The organism is Bacillus sp. AY18-3 (genome assembly GCF_008042305.1).
GTDB lineage: Bacteria > Bacillota > Bacilli > Bacillales > Bacillaceae_G > Bacillus_A > Bacillus_A wiedmannii.
In genome coordinates this window covers 40082-56401 of sequence record NZ_QKQR01000011.1, presented here as the reverse complement: position 1 = coordinate 56401, position 16320 = coordinate 40082, and the positions used below count along the sequence as shown (strand labels likewise).

At 36.5% G+C, this 16320-nt stretch carries 15 protein-coding genes and 1 riboswitch; of the genes, 11 read left to right on the top strand and 4 right to left on the bottom strand.

The genetic code is table 11. The features are described 5' to 3' along the window. Nucleotides 1–59: 59 nt before the first annotated feature. The 3 genes from cstA to DM800_RS10640 all read left to right on the top strand — a co-directional run bounded on the left by cstA (nucleotide 60) and on the right by DM800_RS10640 (nucleotide 3536). Nucleotides 60–2138: a carbon starvation protein CstA gene (cstA, locus tag DM800_RS10650; RefSeq protein ID WP_000854302.1), complete on the top strand. Its 2079-nt coding sequence runs from the start codon at nucleotides 60–62 to the stop codon at nucleotides 2136–2138. Beyond that, nucleotides 2131–2334 (top strand): YbdD/YjiX family protein, encoded by a 204-nt coding sequence (locus DM800_RS10645; protein WP_000919820.1) that lies wholly within the window; start codon nucleotides 2131–2133, stop codon nucleotides 2332–2334. Before cstA ends, DM800_RS10645 begins: the two co-directional genes overlap by 8 nt. Before the next feature lie 146 nt (nucleotides 2335–2480). Next, complete coding sequence (locus DM800_RS10640) at nucleotides 2481–3536, top strand: GGDEF domain-containing protein (protein ID WP_147786837.1); 1056 nt, start codon at nucleotides 2481–2483, stop codon at nucleotides 3534–3536. Nucleotides 3537–3618: 82 nt separating this feature from the next. On the opposite strand, the gene pdxK is transcribed toward DM800_RS10640, so the two are convergent. Further along, entirely contained in the window at nucleotides 3619–4443 is an 825-nt protein-coding gene (gene pdxK, locus DM800_RS10635) for a pyridoxine/pyridoxal/pyridoxamine kinase (protein WP_087981903.1), read from the bottom strand. A gap of 134 nt (nucleotides 4444–4577) precedes the next feature. On the opposite strand from pdxK, the gene DM800_RS10630 reads away from it, so the two are divergent. The 3 genes from DM800_RS10630 (at nucleotide 4578) to DM800_RS10615 (ending at nucleotide 7634) form a co-directional block, all read left to right on the top strand. Next, nucleotides 4578–6149 (top strand): GAF domain-containing sensor histidine kinase, encoded by a 1572-nt coding sequence (locus DM800_RS10630; RefSeq protein WP_147786836.1) that lies wholly within the window; start codon nucleotides 4578–4580, stop codon nucleotides 6147–6149. A 20-nt stretch (nucleotides 6150–6169) separates the two neighbouring features. Then, entirely contained in the window at nucleotides 6170–6817 is a 648-nt protein-coding gene (locus tag DM800_RS10625) for a response regulator (protein ID WP_088065061.1), read from the top strand. A 190-nt stretch (nucleotides 6818–7007) separates the two neighbouring features. Then, on the top strand, nucleotides 7008–7634 hold the full coding sequence (locus tag DM800_RS10615) for an FMN-dependent NADH-azoreductase (RefSeq protein ID WP_147786835.1): 627 nt from the start codon (nucleotides 7008–7010) through the stop codon (nucleotides 7632–7634). A gap of 63 nt (nucleotides 7635–7697) precedes the next feature. Here the strand turns inward: DM800_RS10615 and DM800_RS10610 are convergent, their stop codons facing one another. After that, nucleotides 7698–8369: a transcriptional regulator YeiL gene (locus DM800_RS10610; protein ID WP_087981907.1), complete on the bottom strand. Its 672-nt coding sequence runs from the start codon at nucleotides 8367–8369 to the stop codon at nucleotides 7698–7700. 106 nt (nucleotides 8370–8475) lie between these two features. On the opposite strand from DM800_RS10610, the gene DM800_RS10605 reads away from it, so the two are divergent. Continuing rightward, nucleotides 8476–9171: a YjjG family noncanonical pyrimidine nucleotidase gene (locus DM800_RS10605; protein WP_098857956.1), complete on the top strand. Its 696-nt coding sequence runs from the start codon at nucleotides 8476–8478 to the stop codon at nucleotides 9169–9171. Between the two features lie 40 nt (nucleotides 9172–9211). Here the strand turns inward: DM800_RS10605 and DM800_RS10600 are convergent, their stop codons facing one another. Beyond that, nucleotides 9212–10444 carry a chloride channel protein gene (locus tag DM800_RS10600; RefSeq protein ID WP_147786834.1) on the bottom strand — a complete coding sequence of 411 codons (1233 nt, stop codon included), beginning with the start codon at nucleotides 10442–10444 and terminating at the stop codon, nucleotides 9212–9214. A gap of 314 nt (nucleotides 10445–10758) precedes the next feature. Next, nucleotides 10759–10863: riboswitch (SAM riboswitch) on the top strand. A gap of 92 nt (nucleotides 10864–10955) precedes the next feature. Between DM800_RS10600 and DM800_RS10595 the strand changes: the two genes are divergently transcribed. The 3 genes from DM800_RS10595 to DM800_RS10585 all read left to right on the top strand — a co-directional run bounded on the left by DM800_RS10595 (nucleotide 10956) and on the right by DM800_RS10585 (nucleotide 14580). Beyond that, entirely contained in the window at nucleotides 10956–12254 is a 1299-nt protein-coding gene (locus DM800_RS10595) for a bifunctional O-acetylhomoserine aminocarboxypropyltransferase/cysteine synthase (RefSeq protein WP_000504750.1), read from the top strand. After that, nucleotides 12238–13143, top strand: a complete 906-nt coding sequence (metA, locus tag DM800_RS10590; RefSeq protein ID WP_147786833.1) for a homoserine O-acetyltransferase MetA — start codon at nucleotides 12238–12240, stop codon at nucleotides 13141–13143. The genes DM800_RS10595 and metA overlap by 17 nt, the downstream gene beginning before the upstream one ends. A gap of 141 nt (nucleotides 13144–13284) precedes the next feature. Continuing rightward, a complete protein-coding gene (locus DM800_RS10585) occupies nucleotides 13285–14580 on the top strand; it encodes a homoserine dehydrogenase (RefSeq protein WP_000659102.1) in 1296 nt (431 codons plus the stop codon). Between the two features lie 30 nt (nucleotides 14581–14610). On the opposite strand, the gene DM800_RS10580 is transcribed toward DM800_RS10585, so the two are convergent. Then, nucleotides 14611–15237, bottom strand: coding sequence for a YczE/YyaS/YitT family protein (locus DM800_RS10580; RefSeq protein WP_088065058.1), 627 nt, complete (start codon nucleotides 15235–15237; stop codon nucleotides 14611–14613). A gap of 98 nt (nucleotides 15238–15335) precedes the next feature. Here DM800_RS10580 and DM800_RS10575 point away from each other — a divergent pair, with 98 nt between their 5' ends. Further along, complete coding sequence (locus DM800_RS10575; RefSeq protein ID WP_147786832.1) at nucleotides 15336–16313, top strand: LacI family DNA-binding transcriptional regulator; 978 nt, start codon at nucleotides 15336–15338, stop codon at nucleotides 16311–16313. Nucleotides 16314–16320: the final 7 nt, after the last annotated feature.

The window sequence follows — 16320 nt, the reverse complement described above, 5'->3', positions numbered from 1 at the left end:
TTAAATATTCAGAAAATTTAGTACAATCCCACTAAGCGATAGTATTAGGGGGATTGTATGTGAAAACATTGAAGTCGATTTTACTATGGGGAGTTATTGCAGCAGTAGGCGCAGGTGCTTTTGGTGTAATAGCTTTATCACAAGGTGAAACTATTAATGCCGTGTGGCTCTTAGTAGCCGCGGTATGTGTGTATGCAGTTGCTTACCGCTTTTATAGTAGATTTATAGCGAGAAAGGTATTTGGTTTAGATAATAATCGGCAAACGCCAGCCCATACATTAAACGATGGAAAAGATTATGTTCCGACAAATAAGTGGGTATTATTTGGGCACCATTTTGCAGCAATTGCTGGAGCAGGCCCTTTAGTAGGACCGATTTTGGCAGCGCAAATGGGATATTTACCAGGGACAATATGGATTATTGTTGGGGTAGTTGTCGCTGGAGCTGTACAAGATTTTGTAATTTTATTTGCTTCGATGAGACGGAATGGTAAATCTTTAGGAGAAATGATTAAAGATGAGATCGGTCCTGTTACAGGGCTTATTGCAATGATAGGCATTTTAGGCATTATGATTATTTTATTAGCGGTATTAGCATTAGTGGTAGTAAAGGCGCTTGTCGGAAGTCCTTGGGGAATGTTTACAATAGCAGCAACGATTCCTATTGCTATTTTAATGGGAGTGTACATGCGCTACATTAGGCCTGGCCGGGTTGGTGAAGGGTCAGTAATCGGAATTATTCTACTTATACTGTCTCTTATTGGGGGACAGTATGTAGCAGAGCATCCAACGCTTGCAAGCATGTTCACGTTTAGCGGTGAAACGATTGCTATTATGCTTATTGTATATGGATTTATCGCATCGGCCTTACCAGTTTGGATGCTTTTAGCACCACGTGATTATTTAAGCACATTTTTAAAAGTCGGAACAATTGTTGGATTAGCAATTGGTATTTTAATTGTAGCACCAGATTTACAAATGCCAGCAGTTTCGAAATTTATCGATGGAACAGGTCCTGTTTTCTCTGGAAACTTATTCCCGTTCTTATTTATTACAATTGCTTGTGGTGCGGTGTCTGGATTCCATGCTCTCGTTTCATCAGGTACGACACCAAAGATGATTGAACAAGAGGGACACGCACAGCCAATCGGTTATGGGGCAATGTTAATGGAATCATTTGTAGCTGCGATGGCGATGATTGCAGCTTGTGTATTAACACCAGGAACTTATTTTGCGATTAATAGTCCCGCAGCGCTTATCGGTACGGATGTCTCGCAGGCAGCTCAAGTTATTTCCTCATGGGGATTTGCTATTACACCAAATGAACTAAAAGATCTCGCTGTAAACGTTGGAGAGCAAACGATTTTATCACGCACAGGTGGTGCACCAACGTTAGCGATAGGTATGGCGTATATTTTCTCACAAGTAATAGGTGGAACAGCCATGATGGCCTTTTGGTATCATTTTGCAATCCTCTTTGAAGCTCTATTCATTTTAACAACAATTGATGCTGGAACGCGTGTAGGCCGATTTATGATTCAAGATATTTTAGGACATGTATATAAGCCATTTGGGAAAACGGATTCTACATTAGCGAATGTGATAGCTACAACGTTATGCGTATTAGGATGGGGTTATTTCTTATACCAAGGGGTAGTTGATCCGCTTGGTGGAATTAATACATTATGGCCACTTTTCGGTATTGCAAATCAAATGTTAGCAGGTATTGCATTATTACTTGGAACGACAATTTTGTTCAAAATGGGGAAAAAGGCATATGTTTGGGTGACACTTATTCCAACTGTCGGATTGCTTATTGTAACGATGACAGCGGGTTATCAAAAGCTATTTCATGAAAATCCTAAAATAGGATTTCTATCTCATGCAAAGGTGTTTCAGGGAGCATTAGATGAGGGGAAAGTGTTAGCACCAGCTAAAAATGTCGCTCAAATGAAACAAATTATTTTCAATGATTATATTGATGCAGCGCTTTGTGGAATTTTTATGATAGTTGTAATCGCTGTATTAATTTCTGCGATTCGAATTTGGATTCAAGTATTAAGAAATAAGCCGATGCCGCTAAAAGAGGCACCATATATTTCTAGAGATGAAAGTGAGTCGAGGAACTATTATGCTTAAACGACTACGGAAAGTATGGGGAAAAAGGAAACACTTTATTAGTTTACTCGTTGGGGTACCAAGCTATGAAACATATGTAGAGCATATGAAAAAGCATCATCCAGAAGAAGAAGTGGTATGTCAAAAACAGTTTTTTGCAGAAGCGCAAGAAGCTAGATTTAATGCAAAGGGTGGAAAGATATCAAGGTGTTGTTGAGGAAAAGGGCGAATTTTCGTCCTTTTTTATTTTTTGCTGTTTCACGTGGAACAGCAAAAAATAAATAAAAATCTTTGGGAATTATAGGTATTTCGTATACAATAAAATAAGGAAAGGGATAGATAGAAAAGTAGGGAGATTATTTTATGTTAAGGGACTTATTTGTAAACACAACAATTATTCTTTCCTTTATTTTTGTTAGAGGTCAGCTTTTAAGAGATAAACCGTTAAAAGAAGGGTTCTCTTTTTGGCAGAAATGTGTAGTAGGTATTCTTACTGGAATATTAAGTGTACTGTTGATGCATTTTGGTGTACATATTGAAGATATTATGTTGGATCTACGTTATTTAGCTGTTATTTTGGCAATTATAATTGGAGGTCCGATAGCTAGCAGTATAACAGTTACTATTATATTAATTACCCGATTATTTTTTACTGAGTACTCTTTAGCCTCTGAATTGGCTTGTTATACAATTGTATTGATAGGTTTTGGAATTATTTTCATTTGGCGGATGAAAGCTTCTATATTTAAAAGATGGATCTGGTTTAATGTATATAGTTTATCTATTTTAACGGTTCCACTTTCTATTTTATTTAAGGATATGTCTATAGTAGCATTCTATTTAGTTTGTAGTGGCGTTGCAGCATATATCACATTTATAAGCGCAAATTATGTATTGCAATCCAATGAGTTATTTCAAACGATGAAGCAATACGCAACGATAGATGCACTGACAGGTTTAGGAAACGTAAGACAGTTTGATTTAGAGATGAATCGTCATATTGGTAATAAGCGTATGAAAAATGATTCACTTTGTTTACTACTTATAGATATTGATCACTTTAAGTGTGTAAATGATACGTATGGGCATCCTGCGGGAGATGAAGTATTAAAACAAATGGGGCATATTTTACGAGAAGTTTCAATGTTTCCAGATTTGGCTTTTCGAAAGGGTGGGGAAGAGTTCGCGCTTTTGATACCGCAGAAAGGATTAGCTTATGGAATGCGTATGGGGGAAAAAGTTCGCACGGCTGTTGAAAACCATCCATTTCAATTGCTAAATGGAACTAAAATAAAAATTACAGTTTCAGTAGGAATTTCAGTGTATGAAGAATCACCAGAGCGATTTATTCAAGCTGCTGATGATGCATTATATTACTCCAAAAGAAATGGTAGAAATCAGGTTAGTTCTGCATCTTAAAGATAAGATGACCAGAAGAGCTTATAAAAAAACACCCACAGAGAGGAAATATATAAACTCTGTGGGTGTTTTCATTTATATGTTAGACAAGTTCTTTTGATGCAACGAATTTACGATATGCACCGTGATGTGTTGGGCCTACGTATTCGTTGATCTTGAATGAATAACGGATAGCAGCTGTGATAAATTCTTTAGCAGTTTTTACTGCTTCTTTCACAGTTTTTCCTTTTGCAAGTTCTGCTGTAATTGCAGCAGAATATGTGCAACCTGCGCCGTGTGTATTTGTCGTATCAATTTTTTCTGATTCTAGAAGGTCGAATGTTTCTCCATCATATAGGACGTCGATTGCAGTTTCCGTACCAAGCTTGCTACCGCCTTTAATTAGGACGTATTTCGCACCTAAAGCGTGGATTTTTTTTGCTGCTTCTTTCATGTCTTCAAGAGAACTAATCTTTACGCCACTTAATTGGTAAGCTTCAAACAAGTTTGGTGTTACAACTAATGCCTTTGGAACAAGAACGTCACGTAAGCAATCGTTCGTTTCAGGATGTAATGCTTCATCAGCACCTTTACATACCATAACAGGGTCCACTACTACATTTTTGAAATTATGTTTTTCGATTGTTTCAGCAACCATTTCAATAATTTCTACTGATCCAAGCATACCTGTTTTTAAAGCATCTACTCCAACACCGTCAATTGTCGTTTCTAATTGTGGTTTTAATGTAGAAGCTGGGATTGGGAATACGTTATGCGCCCAACCGTTATGTGGATCCATCGTTACGATTGTCGTAAGAGATGTCATTCCGTATACACCAAGTTCTTGGAATGTCTTTAAATCTGCTTGTATACCAGCACCGCCACTTGTGTCAGAACCAGCGATAGTAAGTGCTTTATTTAATGTCATTATGAAATCCCCCTCAAGTGATATAATGAAAACTATGTTTTCACCATTATATCAATGTTACGAATAAGTACAAAGTGAAAAGTAGATGATTTACTTTAGGGGCGATTTAAAATCTTGTATGTAGGAGACGAATTATGTTTCAAGAGAATCGTACAAATGAATTAGTTATATTAAAAGAGATTGCAGAGACGTTGAACACCTCAAATGATACATATCATGTGCTGCAAGCTGTGTTGGAAAAACTGTTGAATGTAACAGGTTTAACGACAGGATGGATATTTCTTGCGGATGAAAATGGCAGATATACAAAATTAATTGATTATCAATTACCAGAAGGATTAAGATTTGAAAATAAACGACCGATGTGTGAGGGGAATTGTTGGTGTTTACACCGATTTGTAGAAGGGAAACTAGAGAAAGCCGTTAATATTATTGAATGTAAGAGAATTAATAATGCGATTGAATATAACTGGGGAGATACAGAAGGGATTGTGCATCATGCGACAGTGCCGCTAAAAGCGGGGGGAGATGAATTTGGCGTATTAAATGTGGCTAGTCCAGGTAAAACGCATTTTTCTGAAGAAGAGTTAGTGCTATTACAATCAGTTGCTTTCCAAATTGGAACAGCATTAAAACGTACAAAATTGTATGAAAATGAAAAGAGAAGGGCTCATTATTATGTAAAGTTAGACCGCTTTATTCAAGCTTTAAGGACGATTCATAAATTTAATGCATTGCCAGAGGAGATTGTAAAGCAAATAGGGAAGTTATTTTTATGGGAGCAAGTTGTATTCTTTATTAGAGAAGAAAATGAACTTGCTGTAAGGGCCTCATGTAAGATAGATGAGATACAAGAGGATTTGAAGTCAGCGGCACAGGAAGCTCTGAAAAAAGAAGAGCCTGTTTTGTTAAAGAGTCAGGTTGGGAATATCGTACATCCTAATCGTGCGGTTATTGCCATTCCCATACATATTCAAGATCATATATTTGGCGTACTAAGTGTAAGTTCGAATAATGGAGAATTTGATATAAATACGATAGATGTAGTACAGGCGTTAGCCAATCATATATCGTTAATGATAGAGAACTTAAGGTTAAATGAAAAGCGCCGAGAACTTGTACGACTGGAAGAACGTAATCGTTTAGCTAGGGATTTACATGATTCTGTTTCACAAAAATTATTTTCATTAACCTTTATGACAAAAGGTGCCGAGGCGGTTTTAAAAGGTCAAAATGAAAAGGTAGACCAATCTTTGCATGAGATACGTGAGTTATCGCAAGGTGCTTTAAAAGAAATGAGGACGTTAATTTGGCAACTACGTCCAGCGGGATTAGAGAAAGGACTATTACCAGCTTTAAAACAATATGGTGAAAGTTTGGGATTGAAAATTCGGGAACAAGTTACAGGTGTTCGTGATTTGCCACGCGTAGTAGAGGAAGCGCTATGGCGAATTGGACAAGAAGCTTTAAATAACGTAAGTAAACATGCGAATGTCAGAGAAGCGGCGATTTATTTCAAAGTGACGGAGAAGAATGTATCATTAGAAATAGTCGATCAAGGAAACGGCTTTGTAGAGAAGGATATAAAAGAGAAGAAATCACTCGGTATGACTACGATGCGCGAAAGAGTAGAATTAGTCGGTGGAACAATTAAAATTGTAAGTGATAAGAAAAGAACAATTGTAAAAGTAAATGTACCATTATGATGTGAAAATGAGGGAAGTTTGTGAAAATAAAAGTATTGTTAGTTGATGATCATACAGTTGTTTTAAAAGGATTAGCATTTTTCTTAAGTACACAGGAAGATTTAGCGTTAGTTGGAGAAGCAAATAATGGGAAAGAAGCGTTAGTGAAAGTAGGGGAGACGAATCCTGATGTTGTATTAATGGATTTATATATGCCCGAAATGGATGGTGTCGAGGCGACGGCGTGCATCAAAAAAGAATATCCAAATGTGAAAGTAATTGTATTAACTAGCTTTTCTGATCAGGCGCATGTTTTACCAGCGTTAAGGGCGGGGGCAAGTGGGTATATTTTAAAAGATGTAGAACCGGATCAGCTTGTTGAAGCTATTCGAAGCGCATATAAAGGTAATATTCAATTACATCCAGATATAGCAAATACTCTTCTCTCTCAAACATTACCTGTGGAAGAAAAGGAAGAAGAACCTTCTATTCAAGTGGATGTGCTAACGGCGAGAGAAAATGAAGTGTTGCAGCTATTAGCGAAAGGAATGAGTAATAAAGAGGTCGCTTCTGTTTTAGTTATTACAGAAAAAACGGTAAAAGCTCATGTAAGTAGTATTTTGAGTAAGTTGAATTTATCTGATCGCACGCAAGCAGCATTATATGCAGTGAAAAATGGAATTGTATAAGACAAAAGTCGTAAGACCTAGTTCGCCTTTAGAAGGTGGACTTTTTTTATGGAAAAATACGTCTATGTGAGGACGAAATTGTCTTGATATAAAGATAAAATATGTTTGTAAGCAACAAAACAACAATTACAAGGGATACCTTTTTTGAAAGCATATAACAACAGAAGAGTGAGTACCAGGAGGAAAAACAATGGCAACAGTTTTATTTGTAAAAGCAAACAACCGCCCAGCGGAACAAGCAGTTAGTGTGAAATTATACGAGGCATTTTTAGCAAACTATAAAGAAGCACATCCAAATGATGCAGTAGTAGAACTTGATTTATATAAAGAAGAATTACCATATGTAGGCGTAGATATGATTAATGGTACATTCAAAGCAGGTAAAGGATTTGATTTAACTGAAGAGGAAGCAAAAGCAGTAGCAGTTGCTGATAAGTATTTAAATCAATTTTTAGAAGCTGATAAAGTCGTTTTCGGTTTCCCATTATGGAACTTAACGATTCCAGCAGTACTACACACATATATTGATTATTTAAACCGAGCTGGCAAAACGTTTAAATATACGCCAGAAGGTCCAGTTGGTCTAATTGGAGATAAGAAGATTGCATTATTAAACGCGCGCGGCGGCGTATATTCTGAAGGTCCAGCAGCTGAAATAGAAATGGCTGTTAAATATGTAGCAAGCATGATGGGCTTCTTCGGTGCAACAAATATGGAAACAGTAGTTATTGAAGGACATAACCAATTCCCAGATAAAGCAGAAGAAATCATTACAGCTGGTCTTGAAGAAGCAGCTAAAGTAGCAAGTAAATTTTAATTGAAAATAGAATCGTCACTCGAAAAAAGTAGCATTAACAGGTAAACGTTAATGCTACTTTTTTTATATTTTAAGTTCATCAGCCAGTTTTTCTAATTGAATTCGATCTTGTATGTAATAGGTTCTTCCGTCTTTTTTTAAGTAATTTTGCTGGCAAAACTGGTTTAATACGTATAAAAGATGGCGGTAGCTGACATTTAAGTATTCCGAAGCCTCGGTATGTTTTTCTGTATAACTGTTATTTTGTTCTGTTAATAGAATAAAAGCCGCTAATCGATTTTCGAACGGATAACTATTGTTTTTGGCGTAACTTTCTGTTCGGCTAATTGTTTTTTCGCCGATAAATTTACATAGTTTCTGTAGAAAGGTAGCATCTTGCAATAAAAGATGCTGACAATCTTTAAGAGGGAGCGCTAAGCACATACAATCTTCAATCACTTCCACCGTTTTCGTAACGGATTCAACGCCAATTAACCCTAATTCTCCAATGAACGAAGGTGCTTGAATAAAGTTAATTAAGGAGACCTTCCCGTTTTTGTGACTCATATATATTTTCGCTTTTCCGGAAATTAAGTAATAAAGATAAGGAACATCAACGCCTTCATTACATATTCTTTCTCTCTTTTGAAAGGAATGTAGTTCAGCATACGGTAAGACATTAAAAGAAAAAAGAGTATGGACGTTGTAAGTTTGCATGTAATGAGAGATTTCTTCGCTATTTTTGCTGACTTTCATATTTTCACCTCATGTTTAGTATGAGATATCTCCTATTATGTTTACAAGAAGGAATGATACGATTTACGTAAATTTGTTTTTGTAGAAAAGAGAGTGTGAAGGGCTTATGAAAAAATATAAAACATTGCTATTTGATGTAGATGATACATTGTTAGATTTTCAGAAGGCGGAGAAAATGGCGTTACGTATGCTGTTTGAAGAGAAAGGGATTCCTCTAACTAGCGAGGTTGAAGGGCACTATAAAAAAATTAATAAAAGTCTTTGGGATGCTTTTGAGGAAGGTGAAATGAACCGTGATGAAGTTGTAAATACGCGGTTTTCAATTTTGTTTAAAGAGTACGGGGAAGAAGTAGATGGAGTATTATTCGAAAATAATTATCGTAGCTACTTAGAAGAAGGAAACCAACTTATGCAAGGTGCGTTTGAATTTATAAGTCAAATTCAAAGTGAGTACGATTTATATATAGTGACAAACGGTATTTCTAAGACGCAAGATAAACGTTTACGTAATGCAGGATTACATGCCTTGTTTAAAGATATTTTCGTTTCTGAAGATACGGGATTCCAAAAGCCGATGAAAGAGTATTTTGATTATGTTTTTGAACGAATTCCTAATTTTTCCCCTGAAGAAGGGCTCATTATTGGGGATTCGTTAAGTGCTGATATGAAAGGTGGATATGTAGCGGGAATTGATACTTGTTGGTTTAATCCAGAAAAGAAATCAAATAATAGCGAGATTGTGCCAACATATGAAGTACAAAATTTTGAAGAGTTATACGCGTTATTGAAGCAACGTGTGTAATAAAAATAGGCAGTGGAACTTTTGTCCCTACTGCCTATTTTTATTCGTTTGTAGCTTCGTTATTTTTAGGAAGTGGAAATGCATTACCAATCGCTGCCGCTCCAAGCATCGGTAATAGTAAATTGAGCGGGAAAAACATGAGTAATAGTAATGTTATAGCAATTGGTTTTCTTAATGCATAGCTTGAAATTGCTGTCGTGACGATGGCTACCGAAGCGATTGGATCTATCGGGATAATGGAAGCTATAGCATATCCGATACTAGATCCAGCAAATATAATTGGGAAAATATGTCCACCGCGCCAACCTGTATTTAAACAAACGGCAGTAATACATAATTTTAAAACACCTGAAAGAAGTAGTACCCAGAAAGATAAATGACTCCATTCAACGACTAAATCTTTTAATTGGTGTTCTCCTGAGAATAACGTGTACGGGAGAAAAATTCCTGTAATTCCTAATAAAATACCACCGATAATTCCAAGTGATAGTTTGTATTCCCTGAAGGGATGGATTAATTTCTCTAATGTGAATTCAAATTTGAAATAAAAGAAACCAACTATAGCACCAATACTAGCAAGTGGTAGAAAGGCGATCCATTCATTAAGAGAAAGGGAACCTTCCCCAAAATCAACGATAAAGGATCCGCGATTATCGAATTTACTAAGTAATAAATAAACGGAAAAGCCAGCGAAAGTGGTAGCTAAATATACAATTGCTTTTTTTCCTTTAGAAAATTCGTTAATTTGCTCACCCTCATTTTCATTTGGAGCTAAATAACCGAATAATGGCGCGTTAAAAATTACACTTAAAGTAGCGCCAATTCCAACCTCTGTTAGTTCATTCATTCCTTTTAAGGCAAATGTAAAGCGATCCCCTACCCATGTACAAAGTCCACCGATAATTCCAACAAGTGCTGCTTCGGGACCTAAGCTAGCTCCAAATATTAAAACGATAATCGCAGTTAAAGTAGCTTTATGTACAAAACGGTATTCAATTCTACCAGTTTTTTTATATTCACCCATCACTTCCGGCATAAGACGTGGATATATGCCGAAGTATTTTTGGGTTAAACCAACGAGAATACCACCGATAGTTGTTACACAAATAGTGTAATACGGGGGAGAAGAGAAAATAGTAGGTAAGTATCCCCAAATAAAGTGAATGCCGATATTTATTGTAACTAAAAATAGCCAGACTGTAGCTCCTACTATAGAGCCTAAAAGAATGCCGTATAGGACGAGTATATAGTGCATGTCCTTTGTGTTTGTCATGTTATACCTCCGTTATGTAAGTTTTAATGTCGAAAGGATTAAATATGCTACTGTGAAAGGAATATGTATAGTATCTTTTTGAGAGGTGGGCTTATTCAATATATTGAGGTCTCGTGAGAATTTGAAATGTATACAGTTAAACTACTTACTTAATTTTATATAGTAATCGTGGGTTTTAAAAGGTCTTTTTCAAATGGATATGGAATATATTTCTTTTGTTATGCATGTCAAATTCTTTGTATTTAATTTAGAACATTCAGAAAAACTGATTGACATTGGGAAATTATTGCTATAAAATCAACGGTAATTGCATAGTCTTATCAAGAAAAGGTGGAGGGACAGGCCCGATGAAACCTTGGCAACAGCCGTATAACGGAATTGTGCCAAATCCTGCAGGTAATAATCCTGAAAGATAAGAAAGAGCCTTTAGAGCGTGTTTTCAAACTGCTCCTTTCTTGTTTTCAGGAAAGGAGCGGTTTTTTATTTTGTATAAAAGAAAGGAGAATGAGAGATGGGAGAATCATGGGGAAAAGGAACAATTTGTGTGCAAGGTGGCTATACACCAAAGAATGGTGAACCGCGTGTTTTGCCACTTTATCAAAGTACAACGTATAAATACGATACTTCAGATGATTTAGCAGCGCTATTTAATTTAGAGGCAGAAGGATATATATATACGCGTATTGGAAATCCTACTTTAGCTGCATTTGAGCAAAAGTTAGCGGATTTAGAGGGTGGTGTAGGAGCTGTTGCAACGGCTTCTGGGCAGGCTGCTATTATGCTTGCTGTTTTAAATATTTGTAGTAGCGGAGACCACTTGCTTTGTTCTTCCACAGTTTATGGCGGAACGTTTAATTTATTTGGAGTAAGTTTGCGTAAGCTTGGTATTGACGTTACGTTCTTTAATCCGAATTTAAGTGCTGATGAAATTGTGGCCCTTGCTAATGATAAGACGAAACTTGTTTATGCAGAGTCGTTAGGAAATCCAGCGATGAATGTTTTAAATTTCAAAGAATTTTCAGATGCAGCGAAAGAGTTAGAAGTACCTTTTATCGTGGATAATACATTAGCAACTCCTTATTTATGCCAAGCATTTGAGCACGGAGCAAATATTATCGTTCATTCTACGACGAAATATATTGATGGTCATGCAAGCTCTTTAGGCGGCATTGTCATTGACGGAGGGAACTTTGATTGGACAAATGGGAAATATCCTGAACTTGTTGAACCGGATCCAAGTTATCACGGCGTAAGTTACGTTCAAAATTTTGGTGCAGCAGCGTATATTGTGAAGGCACGTGTTCAATTATTAAGAGACTATGGAAACTGTATGAGCCCATTCAATGCGTATATTAGCAATATCGGCTTAGAAACGCTACATTTAAGAATGGAGCGTCATAGTGAAAATGCTCTCGCAGTTGCTAAGTGGCTTGCTAACCATGAACGTATTGAATGGGTGAATTATCCGGGATTAGATAGCAATGAAAATTACTCGTTAGCACAAACGTATTTGAAAAAAGGTGCTAGTGGTGTTTTAACATTCGGCATTAAGGGCGGATTAGAAGCAGCGAAAGAATTTATCGCAAATGTAAAACTAGCAACTCTCGTAACGCATGTAGCGGATGCACGAACTTGTGTTATACATCCTGCTAGCACAACGCATAGACAATTAAGTGCTGAAGATCAGCGTCTAGCTGGCGTTACATCAGATTTAATTCGTTTATCGGTTGGTATAGAAGATGTTTCTGATATTATTGCAGATTTAGAAGCAGCGCTAGTCGGAGGCAAAGAACATGCCGATCATAATTGATAGAGATTTACCAGCTCGCAAAGTGTTGCAGAAGGAAAATATTTTTGTAATGACGAAGGAGCGAGCAGAAACACAAGATATCCGGGCATTGAAAATTGCTATCTTAAATTTAATGCCTACAAAGCAAGAAACAGAAGCGCAATTACTTCGTTTAATTGGCAACACACCGTTGCAATTAGATGTTCACTTACTTCATATGGAATCACATTTGTCTCGCAATGTAGCGCAGGACCATTTAACGAGTTTCTATAAAACATTTCGTGATATTGAGAATGAGAAATTTGATGGACTTATTATTACAGGAGCACCAGTTGAAACTCTTTCTTTTGAAGAGGTAGATTATTGGGAAGAGCTTAAACATATTATGGAGTATTCAAAAAAGAATGTAACATCTACGCTTCATATTTGTTGGGGGGCACAGGCTGGCTTGTATCATCATTATGGTGTTCCAAAGTATCCTCTTAAGGAAAAAATGTTCGGTGTATTTGAACATGAAGTTCGTGAGCAACATGTGAAATTGTTACAAGGGTTTGATGAATTGTTTTTTGCCCCGCATTCTCGTCATACAGAAGTACGAGAGAGTGATATTAGAGAGGTGACAGACTTAACATTATTAGCAAATTCTGAGGAAGCGGGTGTTCACCTTGTCATTGGGCAAGAAGGAAGGCAAGTGTTTGCGCTCGGGCATAGTGAATATAGTTGTGATACGTTAAAGCAAGAATACGAACGGGACCGCCAAAAAGGGTTAAATATTGATGTGCCGAAAAATTATTTTAAGCATAATAATCCAGATGAGAAACCAATTGTAAGGTGGAGAAGCCATGGGAATCTATTATTCTCTAATTGGCTGAATTATTACGTGTATCAAGAAACCCCTTATGTATTATAAAAAAAGATTGTGTAACACGTGGCAACGTTTTCTTTGTAAAGATTAACTTTTATTTTTCCGAATGTTCAAAAAACATTGTTTTTCAGATTTTTTACTCATATAATTTCATCTAAACACAATTTTTGAGGGGTGGACAGTATTATGAAAGAAATTCAAGTTGGTTTATTAGGTCTTGGGACAGTTGGTAGCGGTGTAGTTCGTATCATTACAGATCATCAAGAGCGACTTATCCACCAAGTAGGTTGTCCTGTAAAAGTAACGAAAGTACTAGTACAAAATATTGAAAAAGAGAGAGAGGTAGAGGTACCTTCTACTCTATTAACACAAGATGCAAATGAAATTTTAGATAATCCAAATATTGACGTTGTCATCGAAGTGATGGGTGGCATTGATGATGCAAAAGCATATATTTTGCAAGCCTTACAGAGCGGGAAGCATGTTGTGACTGCCAATAAAGATTTAATGGCGTTACATGGGGCGGAACTCTTAGCGGTAGCAAAAGATAATAAAGCAGATTTGTTTTATGAAGCAAGTGTAGCCGGAGGGATTCCGATTTTACGAAGTATCGTAGAAGGACTTTCTTCAGATCTTATTACGAAAGTAATGGGAATTGTAAATGGAACGACAAATTTTATTTTGACGAAAATGTCAGATGAAGGGAGAGCATATAACGACGTGTTAAAAGAAGCCCAACAACTTGGATTTGCAGAAGCAGATCCAACATCAGATGTGGAAGGTTTAGATGCAGCGAGAAAAATGACGATTTTGGCTACCCTTGGTTTTTCTACAAATGTAGAGCTTGGAGATGTGAAGGTAAAAGGGATTACTTCTATTACAGAAGAAGATATTGAATACAGTAAGAGTTTAGGATACACGATTAAATTAATCGGTCTTGCGAAGCGAGATGGTGAAAAATTAGAGGTGACAGTTGAACCGACACTACTTCCAAATACACATCCTCTGGCGGCCGTACAAAACGAATATAACGCTGTATATGTGTATGGTGAAGCGGTCGGAGAAACGATGTTTTATGGGCCAGGTGCAGGAAGTTTACCGACAGCAACAGCTGTTGTTTCAGATTTAGTAGCTGTAATGCAAAATATTCGATTAGGTGTAAACGGAAATAGTGCGGTATCCCCGCAGTATAAAAAAGTATTAAAAGAGCCAGACGAAATTGTTGTGAAGAAATTTTTAAGACTTCATGTAAAAGATGAAATTGGTGTATTTGCAAAAATTACTTCATTATTCTCTGAGCGTGGCGTTAGCTTTGAAAAGATTATTCAAATGCCGCTTGAAGAGAAAGGGAAGGCTGAAATTGTAATTGTGACGCATCGTGCGTCTCTTGCTGATTATGATTATATTCTACATACGTTGCAAGGGTATGAAGAAATAGATTGTTTGAAAGCAAACTATCGAATTGAAGGGGATGCTAAGTAGTATCTCTTCTCATAAAACAGAAAGAGCCTGTTAAGCAGCTTGCTTAATAGGCTCTTTTCTATTTAAAATCTTCGTACCAATTTGAATAAATGCTTGGATAATCCAGCCTGTTGTAAAGGATAAGATGATTGTTCCAAAATAGATAGGTCCATCTAATAGGAAGCTTAATGTTAAAAATAAAAACGCTAACGAAATTTCTGTTCTTCTAAATGTCCATTTCTTTTTCTCAGCAACGGTTAAAACGAAAGCTTCTTGAGGTGCTGCGCAAAGGTTTGTAGAGACGTAAAGACCAATCCCAGCTCCAACGAATAGATTTCCGCAAATAAGTGTTATATATTTTGGAAGAGAACGGATAGCGTCCATAATAGTTGGAATGGAACCAATCCAATCAACAAAAAGAGAAATAAGAACCATCGTTACAATTGTACCAATTGTTATTTGTTTTTTATTCCAAAAGAGTACGATAAGAGTAAATGCAAAGTTAATCATGAAAATCCAAAAACCGATACTTATCCCGAAATTTTGATATAGTGCAATAAAGAAGGAATCATAAGGGCTAAGTCCAAAGGAAGTAATTGTCGTCATCATATTAATACCGATGGCGAGAGTGAGTAGACCGCCAATGAAAAATATATATTCTAATTTGAATCGAAGCATAGTTGTATATCCTTTCAAAATGTATTTGCTAGGAAAGGATATATTGTGGAAAGCTTACCAGGTCAAGGGAGAATTTTTGCAGGGAAGGGGAAAATGAGATGACGAATATAAGGAAGATTGCTGAGCTTGCTGGGGTATCTGTTTCAACTGTTTCACGTGTACTAAATAATCATCCATATGTGAATGAACAGAAACGAAAAGAAATTTTAGCAATTATAGAAGAATTAAATTATACGCAAAATGTAAATGCAATTCATTTAGTGAAAGGAAAAACGAATGTAATTGGCGTTTTATTACCGCACGTAAATGATCAATATTATAGCGCTATTATCGAGGGAATATCAAAGGAAACAGCAAAGAATAATTATAATATGATGCTTTGTCAGACGAATTATAGTGAGGAAAGGGAATTAGAAATTTTAAATATGTTAAAAATGAAAAAACTTGATGGGGTTATTATATGTTCGCGGGCGAATAGTAAGGAAAAGCTTGAAGAATATACGAAATTCGGCCCTATTGTTATGTGCGAAGAAATCGACTCGAATTTCATTTCGAGTGTGCATATTGATTACTATAAAGTGTTTTCGCGCGGAATGAAAAGCTTAATAGATGCGGGCCATACAAGTATTGGGTATTGCATTGGAAGAAGTAATAGCATTAATAGTCAGAGAAGAAAACAAGCATATGAAGATTCGCTTCAACAGATTGCTGTAACACCGATAGAGGCTTGGAAGTTTAAAGGCTGTTTTACAGTGGAAGATGGGCGTAATGTGATTAGGGAATGGACATGTATGTCAGTAAAACCAACAGCGTTTCTTGTATCTTGCAACCATATTGCCGCGGGGATGGTAACGGAAGCGAAAAAACAAGGCATTCGTATTCCGGAAGATATTACGATTATCGGTTGTGATGATCAAGATGTGGCAGATATTTTAGGCATTACGACGATTTCGTATTGTAGTAAAAATGTTGGTGTGAAGGCATTTGAATTATTATATGAAAAGATTAATGATGAGCAAATCGATATAAGGCACGTAGAGTTATTGCCAGAATTAGTACATAGGGAAACAACATAATAGATAA

Excerpts from the sequence above, each read along its gene's own strand:
- DM800_RS10610 (WP_087981907.1), bottom strand. The coding sequence starts at position 8,369 with ATGAAAGTCAGCAAAAATAGCGAAGAAATCTCTCATTACATGCAAACT.
- DM800_RS10630 (WP_147786836.1), top strand. The coding sequence starts at position 4,578 with ATGTTTCAAGAGAATCGTACAAATGAATTAGTTATATTAAAAGAGATT.
- DM800_RS10585 (WP_000659102.1), top strand. The coding sequence starts at position 13,285 with ATGAAAGAAATTCAAGTTGGTTTATTAGGTCTTGGGACAGTTGGTAGC.
- DM800_RS10645 (WP_000919820.1), top strand. The coding sequence starts at position 2,131 with ATGCTTAAACGACTACGGAAAGTATGGGGAAAAAGGAAACACTTTATT.
- DM800_RS10600 (WP_147786834.1), bottom strand. The coding sequence starts at position 10,444 with ATGACAAACACAAAGGACATGCACTATATACTCGTCCTATACGGCATT.
- DM800_RS10595 (WP_000504750.1), top strand. The coding sequence starts at position 10,956 with ATGGGAGAATCATGGGGAAAAGGAACAATTTGTGTGCAAGGTGGCTAT.
- DM800_RS10605 (WP_098857956.1), top strand. The coding sequence starts at position 8,476 with ATGAAAAAATATAAAACATTGCTATTTGATGTAGATGATACATTGTTA.
- pdxK (WP_087981903.1), bottom strand. The coding sequence starts at position 4,443 with ATGACATTAAATAAAGCACTTACTATCGCTGGTTCTGACACAAGTGGC.
- metA (WP_147786833.1), top strand. The coding sequence starts at position 12,238 with ATGCCGATCATAATTGATAGAGATTTACCAGCTCGCAAAGTGTTGCAG.
- DM800_RS10575 (WP_147786832.1), top strand. The coding sequence starts at position 15,336 with ATGACGAATATAAGGAAGATTGCTGAGCTTGCTGGGGTATCTGTTTCA.
- DM800_RS10580 (WP_088065058.1), bottom strand. The coding sequence starts at position 15,237 with ATGCTTCGATTCAAATTAGAATATATATTTTTCATTGGCGGTCTACTC.
- DM800_RS10615 (WP_147786835.1), top strand. The coding sequence starts at position 7,008 with ATGGCAACAGTTTTATTTGTAAAAGCAAACAACCGCCCAGCGGAACAA.
- DM800_RS10640 (WP_147786837.1), top strand. The coding sequence starts at position 2,481 with ATGTTAAGGGACTTATTTGTAAACACAACAATTATTCTTTCCTTTATT.